This window comes from Actinoplanes sp. 13, from assembly GCF_056134165.1.
This window is the reverse complement of sequence record NZ_JBVYOQ010000002.1, coordinates 74,857-94,730: the sequence shown is the minus strand read 5'-3', so window position 1 is coordinate 94,730 and position 19,874 is coordinate 74,857. Positions and strand designations below refer to the sequence as shown.

The following is a 19,874-nucleotide window of genomic DNA, read 5'->3' as shown; positions in this document are numbered from 1 at the left end:
CCGGCGAAAGCCGCACATCGCACTAGGCGTGGATCCTGTCCGTCAATACCAGGCATGTGGACGGACGCGAGACTGAGCGACGACGAGGTGCTGGCGCATCGTGCTCTCACCCCGCTCGGCGGACGGGGCGTGCCGGCTCCGGAGGGCACTCGCAGCGGGGTGCGCTGCGGCCGCCCGCTGGTCTATCCGGTGGCCGCCGAGGACCTGCCCCGGCCGTTGCGGGAACGGGCCACCGGCACCGGCCACCGCTACGCCGGGGCGCTGTTCGCGTTCGACCTGGACCCGCTGGACCCGGGCCACCGCTACACCGGCGCCCGCTTCGAGGTGACGCTGACCGACCCGGCCGCCCGCGCGGTGCGGTTGGAGACCGGCGGCGACGCGATGGGCCTGGTCCAGGATCCGGACGCCACCAGGGCGGCGTCCCCGCTGGCGGCCCGCGCCGTGGCGGCGGCGCGGGCCCGGCCCGGCTGGCTGCGCCGGCTGGCCGGGCGGCGGCAGGCGCCGCGGGCCTGGACGAGCGGCGTGCAGACCGCCACGTTCAGCTGGAACTACGACGACCCGCAGGGCCGGCTGCTGATCCCGGACACGCATGCCGTGCACGCGCTGCTGGAGCTGGCGCCCGGCGCGGCCGGGGTGGCCGGGCTGGTCACCGTGCAGGTGGAGACGACCGGGCCGGACGGTCCGCAGCGGGCCACATTGTCCGAGGCGGTGACCTTCACCGAGCGGCTGAGCCCGGCGGACACCGGGGGCGCCGCGGTCCGGCTGTGCATGGCCGCGGACGTGACCGGCTACAGCAGGCGGGGCAACACCGAGACCGCCGTGCTGCAGAGTGACCTGGTCGCGGTGCTGGCCCGGGCACGGCAGGCGGCCGGGATCCGGGAGGACGCGGTGGAGCCGCAGGCCCAGGGCGACGGCCAGTTCACCGTGCTGCCGATCGGGATCGACGAGGCGGCGGTCATCCCGGCGCTGGTCCGCGAGCTCAGCGCGGGGCTGGCCCACCGCAACCGGCACCTGCCCGACGAGCAGCGGATGCGGCTGCGGGTGGCGCTGCACCGCGGGCTGGTCAGCAAGGGCGCCAACGGCTGGGTCGGCCGGTCGGCGATCGCGGTGCACCGGCTGCTGGACAGCCCGCCGCTGCGCGACGCGATGATCCATAATCCGACGGCGGGGTACGCGCTGGGCCTGCCCGACGTGCTGTACCGCGACGTCATCGTGCACGCGATCGAGCCGCCCGGCCCCGGCGACTTCCAGCCGATGACGGTGGACCTGCCGGCCAAGGACTTCGTCGAGCACGGCTGGGTGCACGTGGGACCGGATCTGCGGTCCTGAGGCGCGGGGCGGACCGGGCTCAGGGCCACCCGGCCCGGTCGAGCCGCGCGGGCCGGACCGGGCTCAGGGCCACTCGGCCCGGTCGATCAGCGCGCGCAGGCCCGGCTCGTCGAGGACCACGATGCGCCGATAGCCCGTACGCAGGAAGCGTTGTGCCCTCAGCCGGCGCAAGGCCCGCTGCACGGTGTCCTCCCGGGCCCCGACCAGCTCCGCCAACTCGGTCTGACTCAGTTCCACGGTGAGCATCACGCCGTCCTCCACCGGCCGGCCGCAGCTGGCCGCCAGCTCCAGCAGGATCCGGGCCAGCCGCACGTGCACCGCGAACACCGGGAACTCGGAGCGGCGCTCGTTGGACCAGCGCAGCCGCCGCCCGACGAGCGCGGTGATCTGCGCGGCCACGTGCGGATGTTCGCCGACGAAGTGCAGGAAGTCGGCCTGCCGGATCACCGAGGAGACGACCTGTCCGCAGGTCGTCACCGTGGCGATCCGGCCGTTGCCGGTGAACGCGGCGAACTCCCCCACGATGTCGCCGGGCAACCGGACGGCCAGCAGCCGGGGCACGCCGCCGACCGCGGTGGTCACCTTCACCAGGCCCCGGAGGATCACCTCCACCTGGGTGTCGCGCCGGTCCTCGGCCAGCAGCCGCCGTCCGCCGGGCAGGGTCCGGGGTGTGCCCAGGGCGAGCAGCTCGGCCCGCTCCTCGGGGGTGATCACATCCAGCAGGGAGCCCGGTGTCCACGGCTGCTCACCGACGCCGGCCATGGCATCCATTGCATACGGTCACCGGACCGTTACGCAACCGCTGTCCGTCAGCCCTGGCGCTCCTGGATGATCGTCATCGCGGTCGCCACGATCCGCTGCAGCCGGCGGCCGTCGGCCAGCGCGCCGGTGATCTCACCGACCGGGTTCGGCCCGCTGTGCGGCGCCCGGTCCAGGGTGCTGGTGATCACGCCGCCGAAGACCGCGCGGATCACCTCGGTGATCACCGTCTCGGCGGGCTCGCCGCCGGCCACCCGCCGCCGGATCGCCCGGACGGCCTGGCCGGCCAGCTCCCGCAACTCCGAGTCGATCTGCTGGTCCGGATCACCGAGCGCGAGCGGGGTGAGGGGCTCCCCGTACTCGTCGGTGCCGACCGTGGCCACGGGTGGGCGCTTGGCGCCGAGCGGACGTTCCACAAAGGATTCGTACCAGGCCGGGCGGCGGCGCATGACGGCGAGCACCTGATCGACCTCCCGGCCCACCGCCGCCGGGTCACTGGACTGCCAGTCGCCGGTGCAGGCGCTGCGCTGCTGGCCCCACGCCTCCAGCGGCCAGGTCTGGCTGCCCGCCGTGCTGCTCACCCCCACCCAGACCAGGATGTTGGTGGCCAGCGTGAGCAACCACGGGTCCTGGCCGAGCGCGTCGGCGAGCCAGCCGGGGATGCGCGGCCGCTGCAGGGCCCCCCGGCTGCCGCGGCGGCGCCGATGGGCGTTGATCGTGGCGGCGTTGAGCCGGGTGGCCACCCAGGCCTCCAACGAGACGATGGGTTGCCGGGCGTTGCCGAGCAGATCGTCGACCACCGCCTCGACGTCGTCGTGGAACCGGTCCAGGCAGTCGTCGGCCAGATGGGCGATGCCGGCGGCGCAGACGGTGTGCCCGCGCTGCAGCTCGAAGCGCCGGGTGAGCCGGGCGAAGACGATCGGCCAGACCAGGTTGTACGCGGCGCCGCTCAGCGCGGCCCGATCCGGGCCGCCCCTGGCGGCCACGGCGGCCAGCAGACCCTGCCCGGCCAGCTCCGCCAGCCGCTGCCCCGGCTCCTCGGTCCGCAGTGGCCGCGGGGAACGCCGTGGCCCGGGAATCTGGACCGGACCGGCAGCGCCTGGTCCGGCAGCGACGCCCGCGCCGTCCCGTGGCCGCGCCGCTCCGGCGCCGTAAAGACTCCCTCCCGAACCGTTCCTGGGCTTCCGGATATCGCTCCGGCCCGCGATGCGCACTGTGGAATCGCCCACCGAGTGCTCCTTCCCGATATGTCGGTCCGCGACGTGATGCAGCTTGCTCGTTCTCCGACCGTTGCGATATCCCCGATAACCCCTTGTACCGGTTCGAGTACCGATTCGGCACCATCGGCCAGATTCGATGGGTCCGTTCGGTGATCGGTCATGCGGGCATGAGCCGGGCGGATCCACCACTCCGGGGGATACCGTCGTCCTTCCTTCGTCTGATGGACCGCCGCGGCCACCGGCCGGTCCGTCAGATAGCGGTACGGAGCCCGACACGCCGGAAGGTGACCCATGCCCGATCTGTACGCGCTGCTCGTCGGCATCAACCGCTACCGCTCCCCCGACGTGCCGGACCTCAGCGGCTGCGTCCACGACGTGCGCAGCGCCGCTGACCTGCTGCAGGACAAGGCGATGCCAGGGACGCGGGTCGAGACGCGGATGCTGCTCGACGACGACGCGACCCGGGACGAGGTGGTCGGCGCGATCCGTGAGCACCTGGGCCGGGCGGGCGCCGGCGACACCGCGCTGCTCTGGTTCTCCGGGCACGGCTCCGAGGCGCCGGTGCCGGACTGGGCCTGGTTCCGCGAGCCGGGCGGCCGGCTGCAGACGCTGGTCTGCGCCGACAGCCGGACACCGGGGGTGCCGGACCTGTGGGACAAGGAGCTGTCCGTGCTCCTCGACGTGATCGCCGATCGGGCCGGCCATGTCGCCGTGGTGCTGGACAGCTGCCACTCCGAGGGCGCCACCCGGGACCTGCGCGGGCACGAGCCGGCCGCCGTCGCCCGCTCGGTACAGCCCGGCCCGCCGCGCGCCCTCGAATCGCTCGTCGCCGAGGTGCGCGAGCGCGCCGCCACCGGCGCGAAGGACCACGTGGTGCTCGCCGCCTGCCGCAACGACGAGTCGGCCCAGGAGAGGCCGATCGGCGGGGTCACCCGTGGCGTCTTCTCCTGGTCGGTGCTGGAGGCGCTGCGCCGCCTGGACGGCCGCGCGACCTACCGGGAGCTGCTCGCCGCGGCACAGACCGGGGTCGAGCAGCACTCGCGGCAGCAGACACCACAGTTGCATCCCGCGGTGTCGCCGCTGGCCGACCACTACTTCCTGGACGGCCGGGCCGGCCGGCCCGGCACCGGCGTCCGGATGCGGCACACCCCGGAGGGCTGGGCGATCGACGCCGGCGCCGTGCACGGCCTGCCCAGCGGGGGCATCCGGATCGGGGTCCGGGGCGGGAAGGCCCAGGAGGCGGTGGTGACCCGGGTCCGGGCCCGGACCAGCCTGGTCGAGCCGCAGAACGGCTGGGACCCGAACCCCGACGACCAGTTCCCGGTCGCGGTGACCGAGGTGCCGCTGCCCCGCACGACGGTGGCGTTCCGCGGTGACCCGGCCGGGGCCGGGCGGATCGCCGGGGCGCTGGCCACCGCGGGACCGTCCGGCGGGCCGTCACCGCACCTGCTCGCGGTCAGCGCCGAGACCACCGTGCCCGACCTGCGCGCGGACGTGACGGCGACGGGCCGGATCACGGTCACCGATCACCACGGCGAGCGGATCGCGGACCTCAGCCTGGACGACGAGGAGAGCGTACGGGAGGTGGTGGCGGCACTGGAGCACATCGCCCGCTGGCGTCTGCTGCTGCGGCTGGACAACCCGGCGACCTCGCTGGTCCGTCCGGTGCGCGTGGAGATCGTCCTGCCCGAGCCGGGTGAGGTGCTGGCCCCCAAGACCGGCGGACGCTCCCCCGACTTCACCGACGGCGCGTACCGGCTGCCGTACCGCCGGGAGGGTGGCGGATGGGCGCCGCCCGAGTTCTTCATCCGGCTGCACAACACCAGCGACCGGATGCTCTACTGCGTGCTGCTGGACCTCACCCCGCGCTTCGCGGCGCACGCCACGCTCTTCCCCGGCGCCTTCATCGCGCCCGGTGAGCGCGGCGCGGCCCTGGACGGCCGGCGGGTGCAGGCACATCTGCCCAACGGTGTCCTGCCCGCGCCGGGCGTCAGCGTCCTGGACCGGCTGCGGCTGTTCATCGCCGAGGAACAGTTCAGCCAGCAGCCGTTCCTGCTGCCGCCGCTGGGCGGCCGGGCTGCCGCCCGTGCCGCGTTCGCACGGCGCGGGCTGATGGAACGCCTGGCCGGCGCCGCCGTGCACCGCGACCTGTCCGGCATCGAGGACAGCGGCGCCTACGACTGGACCACCACGACGGTGCTGTTGCGGACCGAGGTGCCGCGGTGATTGCCCGATGAGCGGCGCGGCGGGACTGGCCGCGCTGGACCGGTACGGCGAGTCCGGTGACCCGGCCGAGCTGGAGACGGCGGTGGTCGCGCTGGAAGGCGCGGTGACCGCGGACCCGGCGGATCCGGACAGCCTCAGATGGGCGGACGGGCTCGGCCGGGCGTACGCCGAACTGGCCGCCACGACCGGCGACAGCGGGCACTACGACCTGGCGATCCGGTGGCGCACGATCGTGGCCGGAGAGCTGGCGGACGACGACCCGGACCGGGCGGACGTGCTGGCGCACCTGGCCGAACTCATGTGGGAGCGGTACGCCGACGAGGACGTGGAACACCTGGTCGAGCGGTTGGCGGAGCTGCGCGCCGGTGGACCCGGCCCGCGGCTGCTGCACGCGATGGCCACGGTCCTGCGGGACGACCCGGTGCCCGGCATCGACGTGCTCGCGCCGATCTGGGCGGAGGCGGCCGGGGCCGCGGACGGGACCCCGCCGGGACGGCTGGCGCAGGCGGGATTTCTGCTCGCTGACGCGTACCGGGAGAAGGCCACCCGCAGTGAGCGCACCGCGGACCTGGACCAGGCTCTCGGGGTGTTACGGACCGCCGCCGCCCTGCCCGGGCTGGAGCCCGTCGCGATCGCGCAGCTGGATCTCGCGCTCGGCCGGGCCCATCACCATCGCTGGCTGCTGACCGGTGCGGACGCCGACCTGGACGCCGCCATCGCGGCGATCGAGAAGTCCGGCCGAGCCGATCGCTTCAGCCCGGCCGGCGGCGGTGCCGAGCCGCCCGCGGCCGTGACGGATCCGGCAGGGACAAACCCGACCGGGACCGACCCGACCGGGACCGACCCGGCCGGGACGGATCCAGCCGGGACGGATCCAGCCGGGACGGATCCAGCCGGGACGGATCCGGCCGGGACGGATCCGGCCGGGACGGGCCCGGACGGCGCCGGGGCCGCGGAGGAGCCCGGTGTCGACGAGGCCTGGACCGCGGCGTTCCTCGGCGAGCTGCTGCGGATCCGGGCCGAACGGCGGCAGGACGCGGCCGAGGCGGATCGGGCGGCCGCGCTGTTGCAGACGGCCGCGGCCCGGCTCGGGGACGACCCGGAGAACTGGTGGGTGCTGCACTCCTCCGCCACGGCCGACCGCGTCGCGGGGCATCTCGGCAGCCGGCCCGCGCTGCTGGTGCGGGCCGCGGCGACGCTGGACCGGGCGATGGCCGGCCCCCCACCGGAGGACGGGCGGCTGCTCGTCGTGCAGGACCGGCTGCGGGTGGAGATCGGGCTGATCGATGCCGGACAGCACGGAACCGAGCAGGGATCGTTGCGGATCCGCCGGCTGATCCGCCTGGGGGATCGGACGCTGCAGGAACATCCGCGGGCCGAGCCGGAGCAGCGGGCCCTGCTCGCCGGGGTGCTGGCCTTCGCCGAGTTCTCGGCGGTCACCGTGGACTACGCCGGGTTCGACGCGGTGCGGGTCCGGGAATGGCTCGCGCTGGCCGCGACGGCCCGGACCGGCGGGCCGGACTGGCCGGCGATGATCGAGCAGGGGCTGCAGACGGCCGCCGTGTACGACTCGCTGACCACCGGGGTTCCGCTGCAGGACGGTGCGCCGCCGATGGCGGATCTGAGCGTGCGGTTGATGGAACGGCTGCGCCAGGGTGATGTGCGGGGTGCGGCGGAGCTGGCCAAGGAGGCGCGGGAGGCACTGGGCGGACATCCGCCGGCCGGCCAGGCCCAGCCTGCCGGCGCCCAGCCTGCCGGCGCCCAGCCTGCCGGCGCCCAGCCTGCCGGCGCCCAGCCTGCCGGCGCCCAGCCTGCCGGGGGGACCGGGACGCGGCCGGCCGAGGAGCAGTTGCGGGCGCTGCTCGACGCGGTCGCGGTGATGGCCGATCCGGCAGCGGACGTGCCTGATCCGGTGGAGATCGTCCCCGGCAGCGACACCGAGGGCGCCCAGATCGCCAGCGCCCTGATGGTCGCCGCGGCAGCCGCGGCGCAGGCCGGCCGGCGCGGGGACATGGTGCGGATGCGATCGGTACGGGACTCGATGACGGCCCTCGCCACCCGCGTATCGGACCGGCAGGCGCCGCTGCGCCGAAGGGTCGCGGTGCTGGCCGCCACCATCGACGCGGCCGTCGCCCGTACCCTGATCGGCGAGCTGGCGGCCGCCGAGCACGCGGCCCGGCTGCACGAGCAGGCGCTGGCGCTGATCGACGGCCCGCACTCCCCGGAGTGGGCGGACCTGACCGTGACGCTCGCCGAGATGCTGCGGCTGAGCGGCACCACGGACCTGGCGCGGACCCGGCGGCTGGGGCTGGCCGCGGTGCGGGCCGGTGGCCGCGGTCCCGGCGAGATCGGGCCGACGCTGCCGATGGGGCCGGCCGTGGATCCGGCCGGGCTGGTGCTCGGCTGGTGCCTGGCCGACCGGCAGACCGACCCGACGGCGGACGACGACCTGATCGCGGCCCTCGAGGAGAGGGTGCGCGACAGGACAGCGGCGGGCGAGAAGGAGACGGCGAACGAGACCGTGCGCGGAATCGCCGAGGCGCTCACCGCAGCCGGAGCCGACGCGCTGGTCCATCTGGTCGCCGGCAAGGAGGGACTTCCCGGCCGGGCGGTGATCGTCGCAGCCCGCGGCCGGCTCGATGTGCTGACGCTGCCGCTGCTGCAGGCCGGCGGAAAGCCGGGAGCGGCCGGCCCCGAACCGGGAACGGCCGACCCCGAGCCGGGAACGGCCGGCCCCGAGCCGGGAGCGGCCAGTCCTGATCCGGGAGCGGCCAGTCCTGATCCGGGAGCGGCCGGCCGGCGGGACGAGGAGACCGCGAAGGACGAGGAGGCGGCGATCTGGGCCTGGGACGCCGTGATCGGACACGTGCTCACCCACGCGGCCACCTGGGGACTGGGCCGGCCTGTGCGGCTCGTGCTGGTGCCGGCCGGGGCGTTGGCGGCGATCCGGTGGGATGCGGCGTTCACCGAGGGCGCGGGTGAGCGCCGCTTCGCGCGGCGGGAGGCGGTCTTCGCGTACGCCACCTCGGCCGCTGCGCTGACCGGTCCGCTGTCCTGGACGGCCGACGCAGAACTCACCTGACTCGGAGCGGACGCTCACACCAACTGGGCTCACCTGACGCGGAGCGGACGCTCAGATCCCGCGGAGCACCAGTGCGCGCGCATGTCCCGGAGCGTCGTCGTCGCGGCGGCCGAACGTCGCCGCCCACCCGGCCGCCAGCCCGGGCACCGGCTGCCGGCCGGGATCCCGCAACCATTCCCGCACATGCCGCACTGCCTCGGCCGGTTCGTCCCCGGCGCGGAGCAGCCGATCTCGCAGGACGGTCATCGCGGCGTCCGCCACCCGCGCCGGGACCGGCCGCAGCCAGCCGATCACACCGGTGCACCCGGCGGTGAGCAAGGCGTCGGCCAGCGCCAGGGGTACGGCCGCCGACGAGACGACCACCAGGCCGCCACGGGCGCGCCCGGCCGCGAGCGCCGGCGGGGTCAGCGGCTGCGTGAGCTCGAGAGCGCCGTCGGCGGTGACGCCGCAGCCCAGGACGAGCAGCGACGCGTCCAGCCGGGTGAGCACCCCGGCCGGCGCCGGCCGGTCCAGCACCGTCGCCCCCTCGTGGAAGGCCGCGGGAACCCGGTGCGGACCGGTCACCACGACGGGGGCCTCGCTCAGCCGGCGGCGCGGCCGGGCGGCCACCGTGATCAACTGGGCGGCCGTCGTCGCGTACGAGATGGTGGTGTTCGGGGCCGGAAGCGTCCGCCTGCCGATCGCCACCACGCGCCGCGGCAGCGGCGCGCCTTCCGCCACCGGCCGGAACCGGTCGCCCACCAGCACCATCGCCCCACCGGGCCGGGGATAGGCCAGACCTGCCGCACCAAGATCTTTCAACGTCCGGTGTACGGGTGCGAAGCGCTCCGCCAGCGCGACGAGCACCCGGCCGTCCCGGTCGCGGTCGTCGAGCCACTCGGCCAGCGTGAGAGCGGCCGTGACCAGCGGTGCGGGCGCGGCCGGCAGCGCGCCTCCGGCCGCGATCAGGTGCCGGCCGGCCGCCCGCGGATCGTCGTCCCACTCTCCGCCGGGGCCCTGCCGGCTGCGCTGCGCCAGCGCGAACGCGGCCAGCACCCGGTCACCGGGCCGGTCTCCGCCGCGATGCAGGATCGACGTGGTCAGCGCGACGAGGTCGTCGGTCACGGCGACCGGCAGCGGCGGGGCGCCGGGCCGGAGCCGGGCGAGCATCGCGGTGTACGGGTCGGCGCCGCGCACCAGCCGGTCCCGGGCGGTCCGGCGCAGCTCGTCCAGGTCGCCCGACGGCTGCGGAGCCCGCTGTGCCGGAGCGGGCCGTGGCGGCACCGGCTCCGGTCCCTGCACCACGACGGGCGGGAGGTCGATGGCGTCGCGGCGGAGCATCTCGTTCACGTCGAAGCCCGGCATCGCGACGCCCGGCCCGCCCCGGCGCATCTGCTCCTGCATCTGCTGGAACCCCTGCAGCGCGGTGATCATCCCGCCCATGTCGGACCCGCGACCGCTGAACATGGCGCGCATCGCCTCGGCGGCCTGGATCATCGTGGTGGCCATCTGCCCGCTCTCCGCGCTCGCCGGCGGCCCGTCGAGGACCCGGCGGAACCAGGCCACCGCCCGGTCGATGTCCGCGTCGCCGCCGGCCGCGGCGGTGCCGCGCGCGAGCTTCAGAGCGGCGCCCGGTTCGGTCAGGAACCCGTTGGCGCGGTTCAGGTAGAGCTGGCCCAGGATGACGCGGCAGCCGTCCCGGATGACCGGCTGCACGAAGGGCGAATCCACCGGCCCGAGCAGCACAGCGATCGCCTTCTCCCGGTCCTCGGCGTCGGCCGAATAGCCGAGCGCCCGCCCGCCGAGCAGCATGCCGAGGTTCGCCTCCAGCTGGACACGGCTGGTGTCCGCCTCGTCGAGATATCCCCGCGCCTCGTCCATCGCCGCGATCGCGGCGTTCAGGTCGGGCTCGGTGGCCTCCGAGCCGATCCCGGACTGCCAGGCGCGGTGCATCAGACGCTGACCCAGATCGATCAGCGGCCGCAGTCGCGCGGGACCCCGCAGGCCCGCCAGTCTGGCGTTCAGGCGGGCGATCTCGTCGTCGTGCATCGACTCTCCTACCGGCTCATCGGCCCCAGTGGGTGAAACCCGCCCAGGCCACGACGTCCGCCGGGTCGGTGCGGGTCAGGTGCCCGCGCAACGGCCCGGGCAGCAGCTCCGGGTCGCGAGCGGGGTCGAGCATCCAGAGCTGCGCCGCGCGCAGGGCCTGCGCCGGGGAAAGCCCGCCGGTGATCAGGTGGTGGTGGAACAGGTACATCAGCAGCGAGGTGGCGCCGTCCGGGACGGGCCACTGGGTGGAGAGCACCGAGCGGGCGCCGCCGGCCAGGAACGCGGTGCCCAGGCTGTACGCCTCGTCGTAGCCGTGGATGGACTGCCCGGTGTGGCAGGCGGCCAGCACGACGAGGCCGACCTTCCGCCCGGCGGCGCTGCCCATCAGGGCGATCAGCTCGCCCGCGGTGAGCCGGTCGCCGTCGGCCAGCACCAGGTAGGCGGTGCCGCCGGCCTGGTCCACGACGCCGTGGCAGGCCAGGTGCAGGGTCGCTCCGGCCGCCGGGAAGTCGCTGGTCAGCCACTCCCGGACCGCGTCGGCGCCGCCGGGGCCGGACGGACTCGCCGAGCCGTCCGGCCACCGGCCGACGTAACGGGCGCCGCGGTAGAAGGCGCGCTGGATGGCGAACGCCTCGACCCGGGCGGCGGGCAGGCCGGGTGCGGCGCCACCGGTGGCCGGGTCGCCGACGATCAGGCCGAGCGGCTCGGCCGGGACCGGGCGCAGTCCGGCCGAGTGGCAGAGCATCCGCGCCGACGCGGCCTGGGAGATCGCGACGCGCTGCACCGCGAAGACACCGTCGCGGTCGCGGGCGGCGTGCCAGGGGATCTGCGCCAGCTCACCCATCGGGACGAGGACCAGCCGGGGTACGCGGTCCGCGCGCGGCCGGACCAGGCGGGGCACGCCGCGTTCGACGAGCGGGCCGATCGCCGACCGCCACGCCCAGTCGCACATGTCCTGGACGGCGCCGCCCAGGTCGGCCGCGGGCTCGGCGGCGACCAGGTCGCGGTCGCCGGGCCCGCGCGGACCGCGGCTGCGCCGGGCCAGCGTGCTCAGGTACCGCTCGACGTCGATGTCCTCGGCGACCCGCAGGAACGGCAGTGCCATGAACGCGGGCGGCCCGTCGGCCGGGGCGATGACCGCGAAACCGGGCAGATAACCGTCGGCCGGGACGAGATAGACGAGCGCGTCGGCGTCCAGCGTGGTCAGCGCCGTGCGGATCTCGTCCAGGGTGGGCGCGTCCAGCATCCCGGTGTCGGCGCCGGCCGCGGAGAGCGCGGACCACACCTCGGACCGGAAGTCACCCGGCAGACGGTCCGGGTCCCCGCTGGCGGCGGCCCGGCGCCAGCGGCGGGCGAGTCCGGTCAGGCCGGCCCGCTCCAGGCGCTCGGCGACGCCGACGCTGTGGTGGGCGGCGAAGAGCGTGAGTCCCCGCCCGGCATCGAGCGCCTGCATGGCCGCCGCCGGGTCGCCGTCGCTCAGGCACTGCCGGGCGATGTCGAGGGCGTCGCGGGCCGCGCCGCGCACCGCTGCCCGGGCCGCCTGCGGCGTCGACTGCACCAGCGCCTTCCAGGCGTACCGGCGCAGCCCCTCGATCGCGTGCCGGCCGGGCTGCTCGCTGCCGGGCAGCCGCCGCCGGGCGTTCGACAGCATCTCGTTGATCATCGCCCACTGCGGGTGGTGCGGGCCGCCGGCCAGGCCGCGCGCCTCCTGCAGCACCTCGGCCGCCTCTCGCACGTCGTCGAGCGAGCCGCCCAGCTCGTTGCGCCGGAACAGGCCGACGGCGAGCGAGCCGAGCTGGAAGGCGCGGTGCGGATGCCCGTCCGGCAGCACCCGGATCGCCGCGCGGATCTGCTCGATGCCGGCGTCCACCCGGTCCCGGTCGCTCTCCATCGCGAAGTTCGCGAAACCGGCCGCGGTCATGTGGAACGCGCGGTCGGCGTCGTTCAGATCCGACCGCGCGGCGCGCTCGCGCATCGCGTCCATCCGCGCGTCGTCCAGCGGGGTGTCCGGGTCGGCCATCAGCTGGGCGTACCCCTCGGCCATCACCGTCAGGTCGGCGATCCCGGCAGCCATCGGATGGCCCTCGGGCAGCCGCGCGATCGCCTCGTTGAGCTTGCTGAACGCCGCCATCGGATTCTCACCCAGCTCGGCCCGGGACCACGTCTCGTACGCCGACTCGAACAGCTCCAGGAACTGCTCCGCCTGTGGCAGGTCGCCCAGGCGCGCCCGGATCTCGGCGACCTCCTCCGCGTCCCGGAAGAAGACCGCGTCGTCGCCGTGCTGCCGGGCCAGCTCCCGGCGCACCCCCATCCGGGTCAGCGACAGGAACGTCGCGGTGATCGGGTCCGAGGGCATGGCGTCCAGCTCGGCCAGGGCGGCGCGCGGGTCGGCGAGACGGAACTCCGAGATGGCCAGCAGCATCGACGCGGCGCGGGCGGCGCTGCGCCGGCGCGGCCAGTCCGGGTCGGCCGGCGGGTCGAGGTCGGCGATCGCGAGCAACGCGTCCAAGTGTCGGATACGCGTCACTTCCGGGCTCGACGACTCACGGAGCAGACGATTGATGAGGGCGGCCGCCAGCGGGCCGCGCACCGGCAGCCCGGCCGGGAGTCTCAGCAGCTCGGCGACCGCTTCGTCGAGGTCGCCGTCGCCCCGGGCAGCCCGGCCGACGGCGGCGCACCGGGTGGCGAGGTCGGCGGTCACGGATCCTCCTTCGCGGATTCGGGTTCACCCTGCTCTGACGGACCGGCGTCCTGTCCGTCAGATACACGGCGTAAACGACGTACGAGAGGAACCACGTCGCCCATGGACCAGGAAGCGATTTTCGTCAGCATGGTCTGCAGCACCCAGCGCCAGCCCACGGTCCTCCGATTCCAGCGGGTCGGCCAGGACTACGCGGCGGTGGGGGCCTCCAAGCAACGGCCGGGCAGCGTCATCCCCGCGGGGGACGGCGGCGCGATCCGCGGCGGGTTCGGGACCATGCCGGGCTATCCCGGGTGCCCGTACTGCGGGTCGGACGGTTTCGTCCGGTGCGGACGGTGCGAGGAGCTCAGCTGTCACGACGACACCTGGGAGATCTTCAACTGCCCGCGCTGCGGCAACTCCGGTCCGATCACCGGCACCATCGACAACGTGTCGGGGCTGGGCACCGCATGAGCCCGGTCCGGTCCCAGCGGCACGTCCGTGGCGTGCACGGCGATTACCAGGTGGTCGGCGAAGCGATCAGCAAGGGCGGGGTCGGCAGCATCTTCCGCACCACCGACCCGAAGTGGGTCTACAAGGAGTACCACTCGCCGGACAAGGCGCCGCCGAACGACCTGCTGCAGCGGCTCGTCGACATCGGCCGCGACGTGCTGCTCACCCAGGGCCAGCAGATCGGCTCACGGCCCGAGTCGTCGGTGAACTGGCCGGTCGACATCGTGCGCCGCCCGGACGGCCGGATCATCGGCTGTGTCCTGCCGACCATTCCGGACCGTTACTTCCACCCGACCCACAAGACCGTGAACACCCTCGACTTCCTGGTGATGCGCCGGGCGTCGCCACCCGCGGCCAAGTACCGGATGGTGGTGCTGCTGCGGATGGCCGAGATCCTCGCCTTCGTGCACAGCAAGGGCCTGGTGCACGGCGACGTCAACGCGAAGAACGTGGCGTGGGCGCTGCAGCCGGAACCGGCCGCCTATCTGATCGACTGCGACGGGATGGTCCCGCAGGACCCGCCGCCGCAGACCGGCGTCCAGGCGAACTTCTGGACCGACCCGCGGGTGGTCGACCGGGTGGCCCCGGCCCACGACCACTACAGCGACTGGTACTGCCTGGCGCTGGCGTTCTACCGCGGACTGCTGCTGCCGGCCGGCGGCAACCTGGGCAAGGACGCGAACGGCAAGTGGCAGCCGCCCGGCCAGATCCCGTCCGACCTGGACCCCCGGATCGCCGGCCTGCTGCGGCGCGCGCTCACCGACCCGCTGGACCCGGGCAAACGCCCGGAACCGGCCGAGTGGGTGCGCACGCTGATGGAGGTCTACGTCGCGAACAACAAGTTCGACGACGCGGCGCTGGCCAAACTGGACCGCGCGCTGTCGGCGCCCAAGCCGAACCCGGTGCAGCCGCAGCCGACCCAGCCGATCCATTTCCAGACGCTGCCGCCGACGGCGCCGCCGCCGGGCCGGCCCACGCCCCCGGGCCCGCAGACGCCGCCGTGGGGACAGCCCCGTCCGTCGCCTCCACCGCCGCACCGGCCGACGCAGCCGACGCGGACCCCGCCGCCACCGCCGCAGCCCACCTATCAGCAGCCCACCTATCAGCAGCCCGGCTATCCGCCGCCGGCGCCGCCGCCGCCGGCGTACACCGCCTCGCCGTACGGCATGCAGAACCCCTACCAGCAGAACGGCTACCAACCGGCGGCGTTCGCCCGCTGGGCGATGGGCGGCGGTCCGCGCTGGTGGGTGCCGGTGGCGATCATGGTGTTCTGCCCGGGAGGGTTCCGGCCGCTCAGCATCGTCGCCGTGATCGTGTTCTCGATCGTCCTCGTTCAGACGCTGCGCGTCCCGTCCGGCTGGCCCGGGCGGACCCAGGCGCTGGTCACCAGCGGCCTGGGCGCCGGCTTCGCCGCTCTGGCGCTGTTGCAGGCCCTGACCGTATGACAACCACCTCGCAAGGAGAACAACGATGACCCAGTCCGAGCTGTTCACCGTCTTCCCGGTCTTCCTGCTGGTCGACGTCAGCGCGTCGATGGCCGGCGGCCCGATCGAGGCGGTCAACAAGGCCCTGCCCGACATCCAGAACGAGATGCGCACCAACCCGATGGTCGGCGAGATCGCCCGGGTCGGCCTGACCACCTTCTCCGACGATTCCCGCGTGGTCATCCCGCTGTGCGACCTCGCCGACGCACACCTGCCCGAGCTGATGGTCGAGGGCGGCACCAACTTCGCGGCCGGGTTCCGGGGCATGCGCCAGGCGATCGAGACCGGGATGACGTCGCTGCCCAAGGGCACGCCGGTCTATCGGCCGGTGGTCTTCTTCATGAGTGACGGCGCGCACCAGGCCCGCGAGGACTGGTCCGAGCCGCTGCGGCAGCTGCGCGACAGCAGCTGGAAGTTCGCCCCCGAGGTGGTCAGCTTCGGATTCGGTGACGCGCACAAGGAGTCGCTGCAGAAGATCGCCACCCGGTTCGCCTTCGTGGCCAAGGACCAGGACCCGGTGACCCAGGTACGGGAGATCATGAACGCGATCATCGGCAGCATCCGCACCACGTCCACCAGCCTCGCCGACCCGTCCAAGGCCCAGGGCCTGTATCTGGACACGCCGACGGAGCACTTCACGCCGTTGCCGGCGATCACCATCTGAGCGGGCGGGCATGCGCAATCCCATTCGCCGTCAGTGGCCGACGTTGCGGGACAGCCCGGAGGCTCCGGAGGAGCAGATGCCCCCGGAGGATGCGGCTCCCCCGCCGGCGGTCGACCCGTGGGCGGATCCGCCGCCCGGCTACGCTCCGGCCCCGCCGCCCGAGCATGCCCCTGTGCACGCGGCGCCGCCGCCCGCGCACGCCGCTACGCACGCGGCGCCGCCGCCCATCGCGCACCCGGCCGCCCAGCCGCCGGCCGCCGCCCAGCCGCCGGCTCCCGCGCCCGGCGCCCGTCCGGCGGCGTCCCCGCCCGGCGCCGAGGATCTCGCGGATCAGCGGGCGCCGATCTCGCCGGCCGGCCCGGCTCCCGCTGAGGCGCCCTTCGCTGAGCCGGGCGCGCCGGCCGGGGAGCCGGTCAAGCCGGAGGCGCCGCCCGTTCCCGAGGCGCCGGCCGGACCGGCCGACCTGCCGGGCAACGCGCCTACCATCGGCAGGGCGGGCGCGCCGCACCTGGGCCGGGTCAACCCGGACACGGCCCTGCGACCGCCCGCGGTGTCGCTCGACGGCACCACCGCCGGCGACTTCCGGGTGGCGGCGGCGTCGCTGATCGGCACCGGTCACCTGGTGTCCGGGCATCCACGCCAGGACGCGTACAACTTCATGGCCGGCCGGTCCGGGCGTCTCTACGTGGCGATCGCCGACGGCCTCGGCTCCAAGCCGGCCTCACAGCTCGGCGCGCACCTGTTCGTCGAGTCGGTGCTCGTGGTGGCCGCGCACGCCGAGGCCGAGGAGATCGTGCCGTCCCCGGCCGAGCTGCTCAGCCGGGCGAGCCGGCGGACCGCCCGGATCGTCGAGGAGGCGTACGAGCTGGACCCGCGGGCGGTGGGGTTCGTCGGGGCGGTGGCGGTCTTCTCCGGACGGCACTGCCTGGTCGCCCGGATCGGCGACGTGTCCGCCTTCACGCTGGCCGGTGGCGAGTTCACCGAGGCGTTCGCCGCCGACGACGGGCTGGTCAACATCGTCTCGGCGTCGATGCCCGGGGAGAAGGAGTCGGAGATCGAGGTCGTCGACCTGCCGCCGGCACCGGTCGCCGTCTTCGGCACCGACGGGCTGGTCAACGACATCCGCAACTCCGAGCAGCTGCGTGTCTGGCTGGCCGGGCAGTGGCAGCGGCCGCACCTGCCGTTCGCGATCGGGGACACGCTGCGTTACCGGCGGCAGGGTTCGCACGACGACCGTACGGCTGTGGTGGTCTGGCGTGAGGAAGGTGCCGATGAGACGTGAGCTGAGCCTGGGCGGGATGTTGTCGCCGGCGCGGCTGCCGCTGATCTTCCTGGTGCTGTGGACGGTCACGCTCTGGGCCCTCGGCCCGCTGATCGCCTTCGCCGGCGCGCTGGTGATCACGGCGGTGGTGGCGCTGACCATCGTCGCCCTGACCCGGACCGGCTGGTTCGCCCGTCGTGACCTCGCCTCCCGGACGGGGGTGCTGACGTTCTGCCTGACCGGGTACCCGGCACTGCTCACCTGCCTGATGCTGGGCACCTTCGGGCTGGGCGTGGTGTGGACGCCGATCCTCACCGTGGCGATCGGGCTCGGGCTGGTCTGCTTGCACGTCGTGACGCGCAAGCCCGTACCCCTGTCGCAGTCGACGCCCGCCAAGCCGGCGCCGGCCCCACCGGCGCCGCTACCGCCCCGGCAGGCGCCACCCCTGCGCCCGGCGCCGCCGCACCCACCGGCCCGCACGCAGCCTGCCCCCGCTCAGCCCGTCCGCTCCCAACCCGCTCCCGCCCCACCTGTCCGCACCCAATCCGCTCCCGCCCAACCGGTCCGCACGCCACCCGCTCCCGCCCCTCCCTTCCGCACGCAGCCGGCTTCCGCCCATCCTGAGCGGGCGGAGCCCGGCCGGACTCCGCCAGCGCGGCCCGCGGCAGATCATCCGCCGACCCGGGCGATGCCGGGCGATCCGGAGCTCGCGGTGGAGCGCGCCCGAGCGCTGCTGGTGTCCTCCGGCCCGGCCGCCGCCCTGCCCGTCCTGCGCGACGCCGTCACCGACCCCGCTGTCGATCCGGCGTCCGCGCTGGCCGTGGCCGACGAGCTGGTCGAGGCGGAGAGCGCCCGGGCCGAGCGGACCGCCGACGACCGCCCCTACAACGAGGCGATCCGGGTGCTCACCGATCTGGTGCAGCGGCATCCCCGGGTGCCCGGCGGCAAGAGCATGCTGCACAGCCACCGGGCGCAGTACCTGATGTTCCAGGCGGGCCGGCTGGCCGACGGGGCCGACGCGTCCGACGCCCGGGCCACCGGCCGGCTGCACGCGCTGTTCGCCGCCACCGAGACCGAACTGCGCGAGGCGGTCGCCGCCGCGCCCCGCGGCAGCTCCGTCTGGGCGCGCGAGAGCACCGCGCTCGGTCTGCTGCTCTGCCAGGGCGTCCAGCAGGGTGAACCCGACCGCACCGACGAGGGGATCACGCTGATCCGGCAGGCCGCGGAGACGCTGCCGTCCGGGCCGCAACGGGACCAGGCCCTGCTCGATCTGGCCGGGGCGCTGACCGCCCGGGTCCGCCTGCGTGACAACGAGCCGGACCGGCAGGAGATCCACCGGCTGCTCGCGCAGGTGGCCCGGCCCGGGTCACCGCTGGCGGAGCAGGCCACCGCCCTGCTGACCGGCCTGGAGGCGCACCGCCTCAGCTGAGCGGAGCCGTCGACTCGCGGGTCACCAGGCGGCCCGCGATCGTCTCCACCCCCGTGACGGGGTTGCCCTCCATCGCCGCCGACAGCCGCTGCGCCGCGATCCGCCCCAGCTGTTCCAGGTTGAGGTCGACCGTGGTCAGCGGCGGCCGGGCGTTGACCGCCAGGATGTTCCAGTTGTCGAAACCGATCACCGCGACCTGATCGGGCACGGCGATCCGTTCCTCGTGCAGGACGTCCAGAACGCCGCGGGCGATCTCGTCGGACCCGGCGAAGACGGCGTCCACGTCCGGGCAGCGGTCCAGCAGCATGCGGGTGGCGCCGCGGCCCCAGGCCTCGGACCACATGCCGAACCAGACCTCGCCGCCGGCCAACTCCAGGCCCTCCTCGGCGAGCCGGTCGAGCGCGCCGCGGGCCCGGTCGTGGGCCGCGCCGTACCCCGGGTCGCCGGTGATGTGCGCGATGCGGCGGCGCCCGCAGCGGATCAGGTGGTCCACGGCCATCCGTCCGCCGCCGACGTTGTCGGTGACCAGCGAGAGGTCCGCCGGGTCGTCCGACGGCGAGTACGCGTAGACGACCGGCACCGGCAGGTCCCGGCCCAGTGACGGCCGGGTGTCCGGCCGCGCCCCCACCACGATCAGCCCGTCGACCCGGCGGGTCAGCAGCGCCCGCAGATGGTGTTTCTCGCGAATGGCGTCACCGCGCGCGTCGCAGAGGAAGACCGACGTCTGGCCCGACCCGAACGCGTCCTCGGCGCCCATCAGGATCGGGATCGAGAACCGGCCTTCCAGGTCCGAGGTGAGCAGCCCGACCGTGCCGCTGCGCTGCGTGATCAGGCTCTGGGCGAAGGTGTTCGGCGAGAAGGAGAGCTGCTCGGCCGCCTTGACCACGCGGGCCCTGGTCTCGGCGCGGACCTGCGGCTGGCCGTTGAGCGCCTTGGACGCGGTCGCCACCGAGACGCCGGCGAGCCGGGCCACGTCACGCAGGGTCACCGTGCGATGGGCCGCCACGCCGTTTGTCGCCTCCAAGCCCCGCCTCCGCTCCCGACGATTCTCGACCGGCCCCCGCCCGGCTGTCGAACCTCTTGACAAGAAAATCTCCACAGCATTACGTTTCTGAAAACGTTTTCGGCAACTCGGGACCGAATCCCACGGCTTACTCGCCAAACGCTTTCAGCTGCCGATTTCGGTGCCGCTGCAGCTG

13 protein-coding genes are annotated in these 19,874 nt (G+C 74.6%); 8 read left to right on the top strand and 5 right to left on the bottom strand.

Translation table 11 applies throughout. The features are described from left to right. The first annotated feature begins 54 nt into the window (after positions 1 to 54). The gene (locus tag AC0NH5_RS05175; RefSeq protein WP_474400524.1) at positions 55 to 1,329 is read left to right on the top strand and encodes a hypothetical protein; all 1,275 of its coding nucleotides are present in this window, start codon (positions 55 to 57) and stop codon (positions 1,327 to 1,329) included. Between the two features lie 63 nt (positions 1,330 to 1,392). On the opposite strand, the gene AC0NH5_RS05170 is transcribed toward AC0NH5_RS05175, so the two are convergent. Together AC0NH5_RS05170 and AC0NH5_RS05165 are read right to left on the bottom strand one after the other, a co-directional pair. Then, positions 1,393 to 2,091 (bottom strand): Crp/Fnr family transcriptional regulator, encoded by a 699-nt coding sequence (locus tag AC0NH5_RS05170; RefSeq protein WP_474400522.1) that lies wholly within the window; start codon positions 2,089 to 2,091, stop codon positions 1,393 to 1,395. 47 nt (positions 2,092 to 2,138) lie between these two features. Continuing rightward, positions 2,139 to 3,317 (bottom strand): hypothetical protein, encoded by a 1,179-nt coding sequence (locus AC0NH5_RS05165; protein ID WP_474400520.1) that lies wholly within the window; start codon positions 3,315 to 3,317, stop codon positions 2,139 to 2,141. A gap of 282 nt (positions 3,318 to 3,599) precedes the next feature. Between AC0NH5_RS05165 and AC0NH5_RS05160 the strand changes: the two genes are divergently transcribed. Both AC0NH5_RS05160 and AC0NH5_RS05155 read left to right on the top strand, forming a co-directional pair. Continuing rightward, positions 3,600 to 5,534 carry a caspase family protein gene (locus AC0NH5_RS05160; protein WP_474400518.1) on the top strand — a complete coding sequence of 645 codons (1,935 nt, stop codon included), beginning with the start codon at positions 3,600 to 3,602 and terminating at the stop codon, positions 5,532 to 5,534. Positions 5,535 to 5,541: 7 nt separating this feature from the next. Beyond that, positions 5,542 to 8,616 (top strand): hypothetical protein, encoded by a 3,075-nt coding sequence (locus AC0NH5_RS05155; protein WP_474400517.1) that lies wholly within the window; start codon positions 5,542 to 5,544, stop codon positions 8,614 to 8,616. 51 nt (positions 8,617 to 8,667) lie between these two features. On the opposite strand, the gene AC0NH5_RS05150 is transcribed toward AC0NH5_RS05155, so the two are convergent. Both AC0NH5_RS05150 and AC0NH5_RS05145 read right to left on the bottom strand, forming a co-directional pair. Beyond that, positions 8,668 to 10,644: a hypothetical protein gene (locus AC0NH5_RS05150; protein ID WP_474400515.1), complete on the bottom strand. Its 1,977-nt coding sequence runs from the start codon at positions 10,642 to 10,644 to the stop codon at positions 8,668 to 8,670. 16 nt (positions 10,645 to 10,660) lie between these two features. After that, a complete protein-coding gene (locus AC0NH5_RS05145) occupies positions 10,661 to 13,345 on the bottom strand; it encodes a CHAT domain-containing protein (protein ID WP_474400513.1) in 2,685 nt (894 codons plus the stop codon). A 102-nt stretch (positions 13,346 to 13,447) separates the two neighbouring features. Here AC0NH5_RS05145 and AC0NH5_RS05140 point away from each other — a divergent pair, with 102 nt between their 5' ends. Genes AC0NH5_RS05140 through AC0NH5_RS05120 form a run of 5 tightly spaced genes read left to right on the top strand, consistent with a single transcriptional unit; the run spans position 13,448 to position 18,675 of the window. Further along, positions 13,448 to 13,798, top strand: a complete 351-nt coding sequence (locus AC0NH5_RS05140; RefSeq protein ID WP_474400511.1) for a hypothetical protein — start codon at positions 13,448 to 13,450, stop codon at positions 13,796 to 13,798. Next, on the top strand, positions 13,795 to 15,282 hold the full coding sequence (locus AC0NH5_RS05135) for a hypothetical protein (protein WP_474400509.1): 1,488 nt from the start codon (positions 13,795 to 13,797) through the stop codon (positions 15,280 to 15,282). Before AC0NH5_RS05140 ends, AC0NH5_RS05135 begins: the two co-directional genes overlap by 4 nt. 25 nt (positions 15,283 to 15,307) lie before the next feature. Then, positions 15,308 to 15,985: a vWA domain-containing protein gene (locus AC0NH5_RS05130; protein WP_474400507.1), complete on the top strand. Its 678-nt coding sequence runs from the start codon at positions 15,308 to 15,310 to the stop codon at positions 15,983 to 15,985. A gap of 10 nt (positions 15,986 to 15,995) precedes the next feature. Continuing rightward, entirely contained in the window at positions 15,996 to 17,267 is a 1,272-nt protein-coding gene (locus tag AC0NH5_RS05125) for a protein phosphatase 2C domain-containing protein (RefSeq protein WP_474400506.1), read from the top strand. After that, positions 17,257 to 18,675, top strand: a complete 1,419-nt coding sequence (locus AC0NH5_RS05120) for a hypothetical protein (protein WP_474400505.1) — start codon at positions 17,257 to 17,259, stop codon at positions 18,673 to 18,675. Before AC0NH5_RS05125 ends, AC0NH5_RS05120 begins: the two co-directional genes overlap by 11 nt. Here the strand turns inward: AC0NH5_RS05120 and AC0NH5_RS05115 are convergent. Further along, positions 18,668 to 19,699 (bottom strand): LacI family DNA-binding transcriptional regulator, encoded by a 1,032-nt coding sequence (locus tag AC0NH5_RS05115; protein ID WP_474400503.1) that lies wholly within the window; start codon positions 19,697 to 19,699, stop codon positions 18,668 to 18,670. The two genes, AC0NH5_RS05120 and AC0NH5_RS05115, sit on opposite strands and share 8 nt — an antisense overlap. Positions 19,700 to 19,874 lie beyond the last annotated feature (175 nt).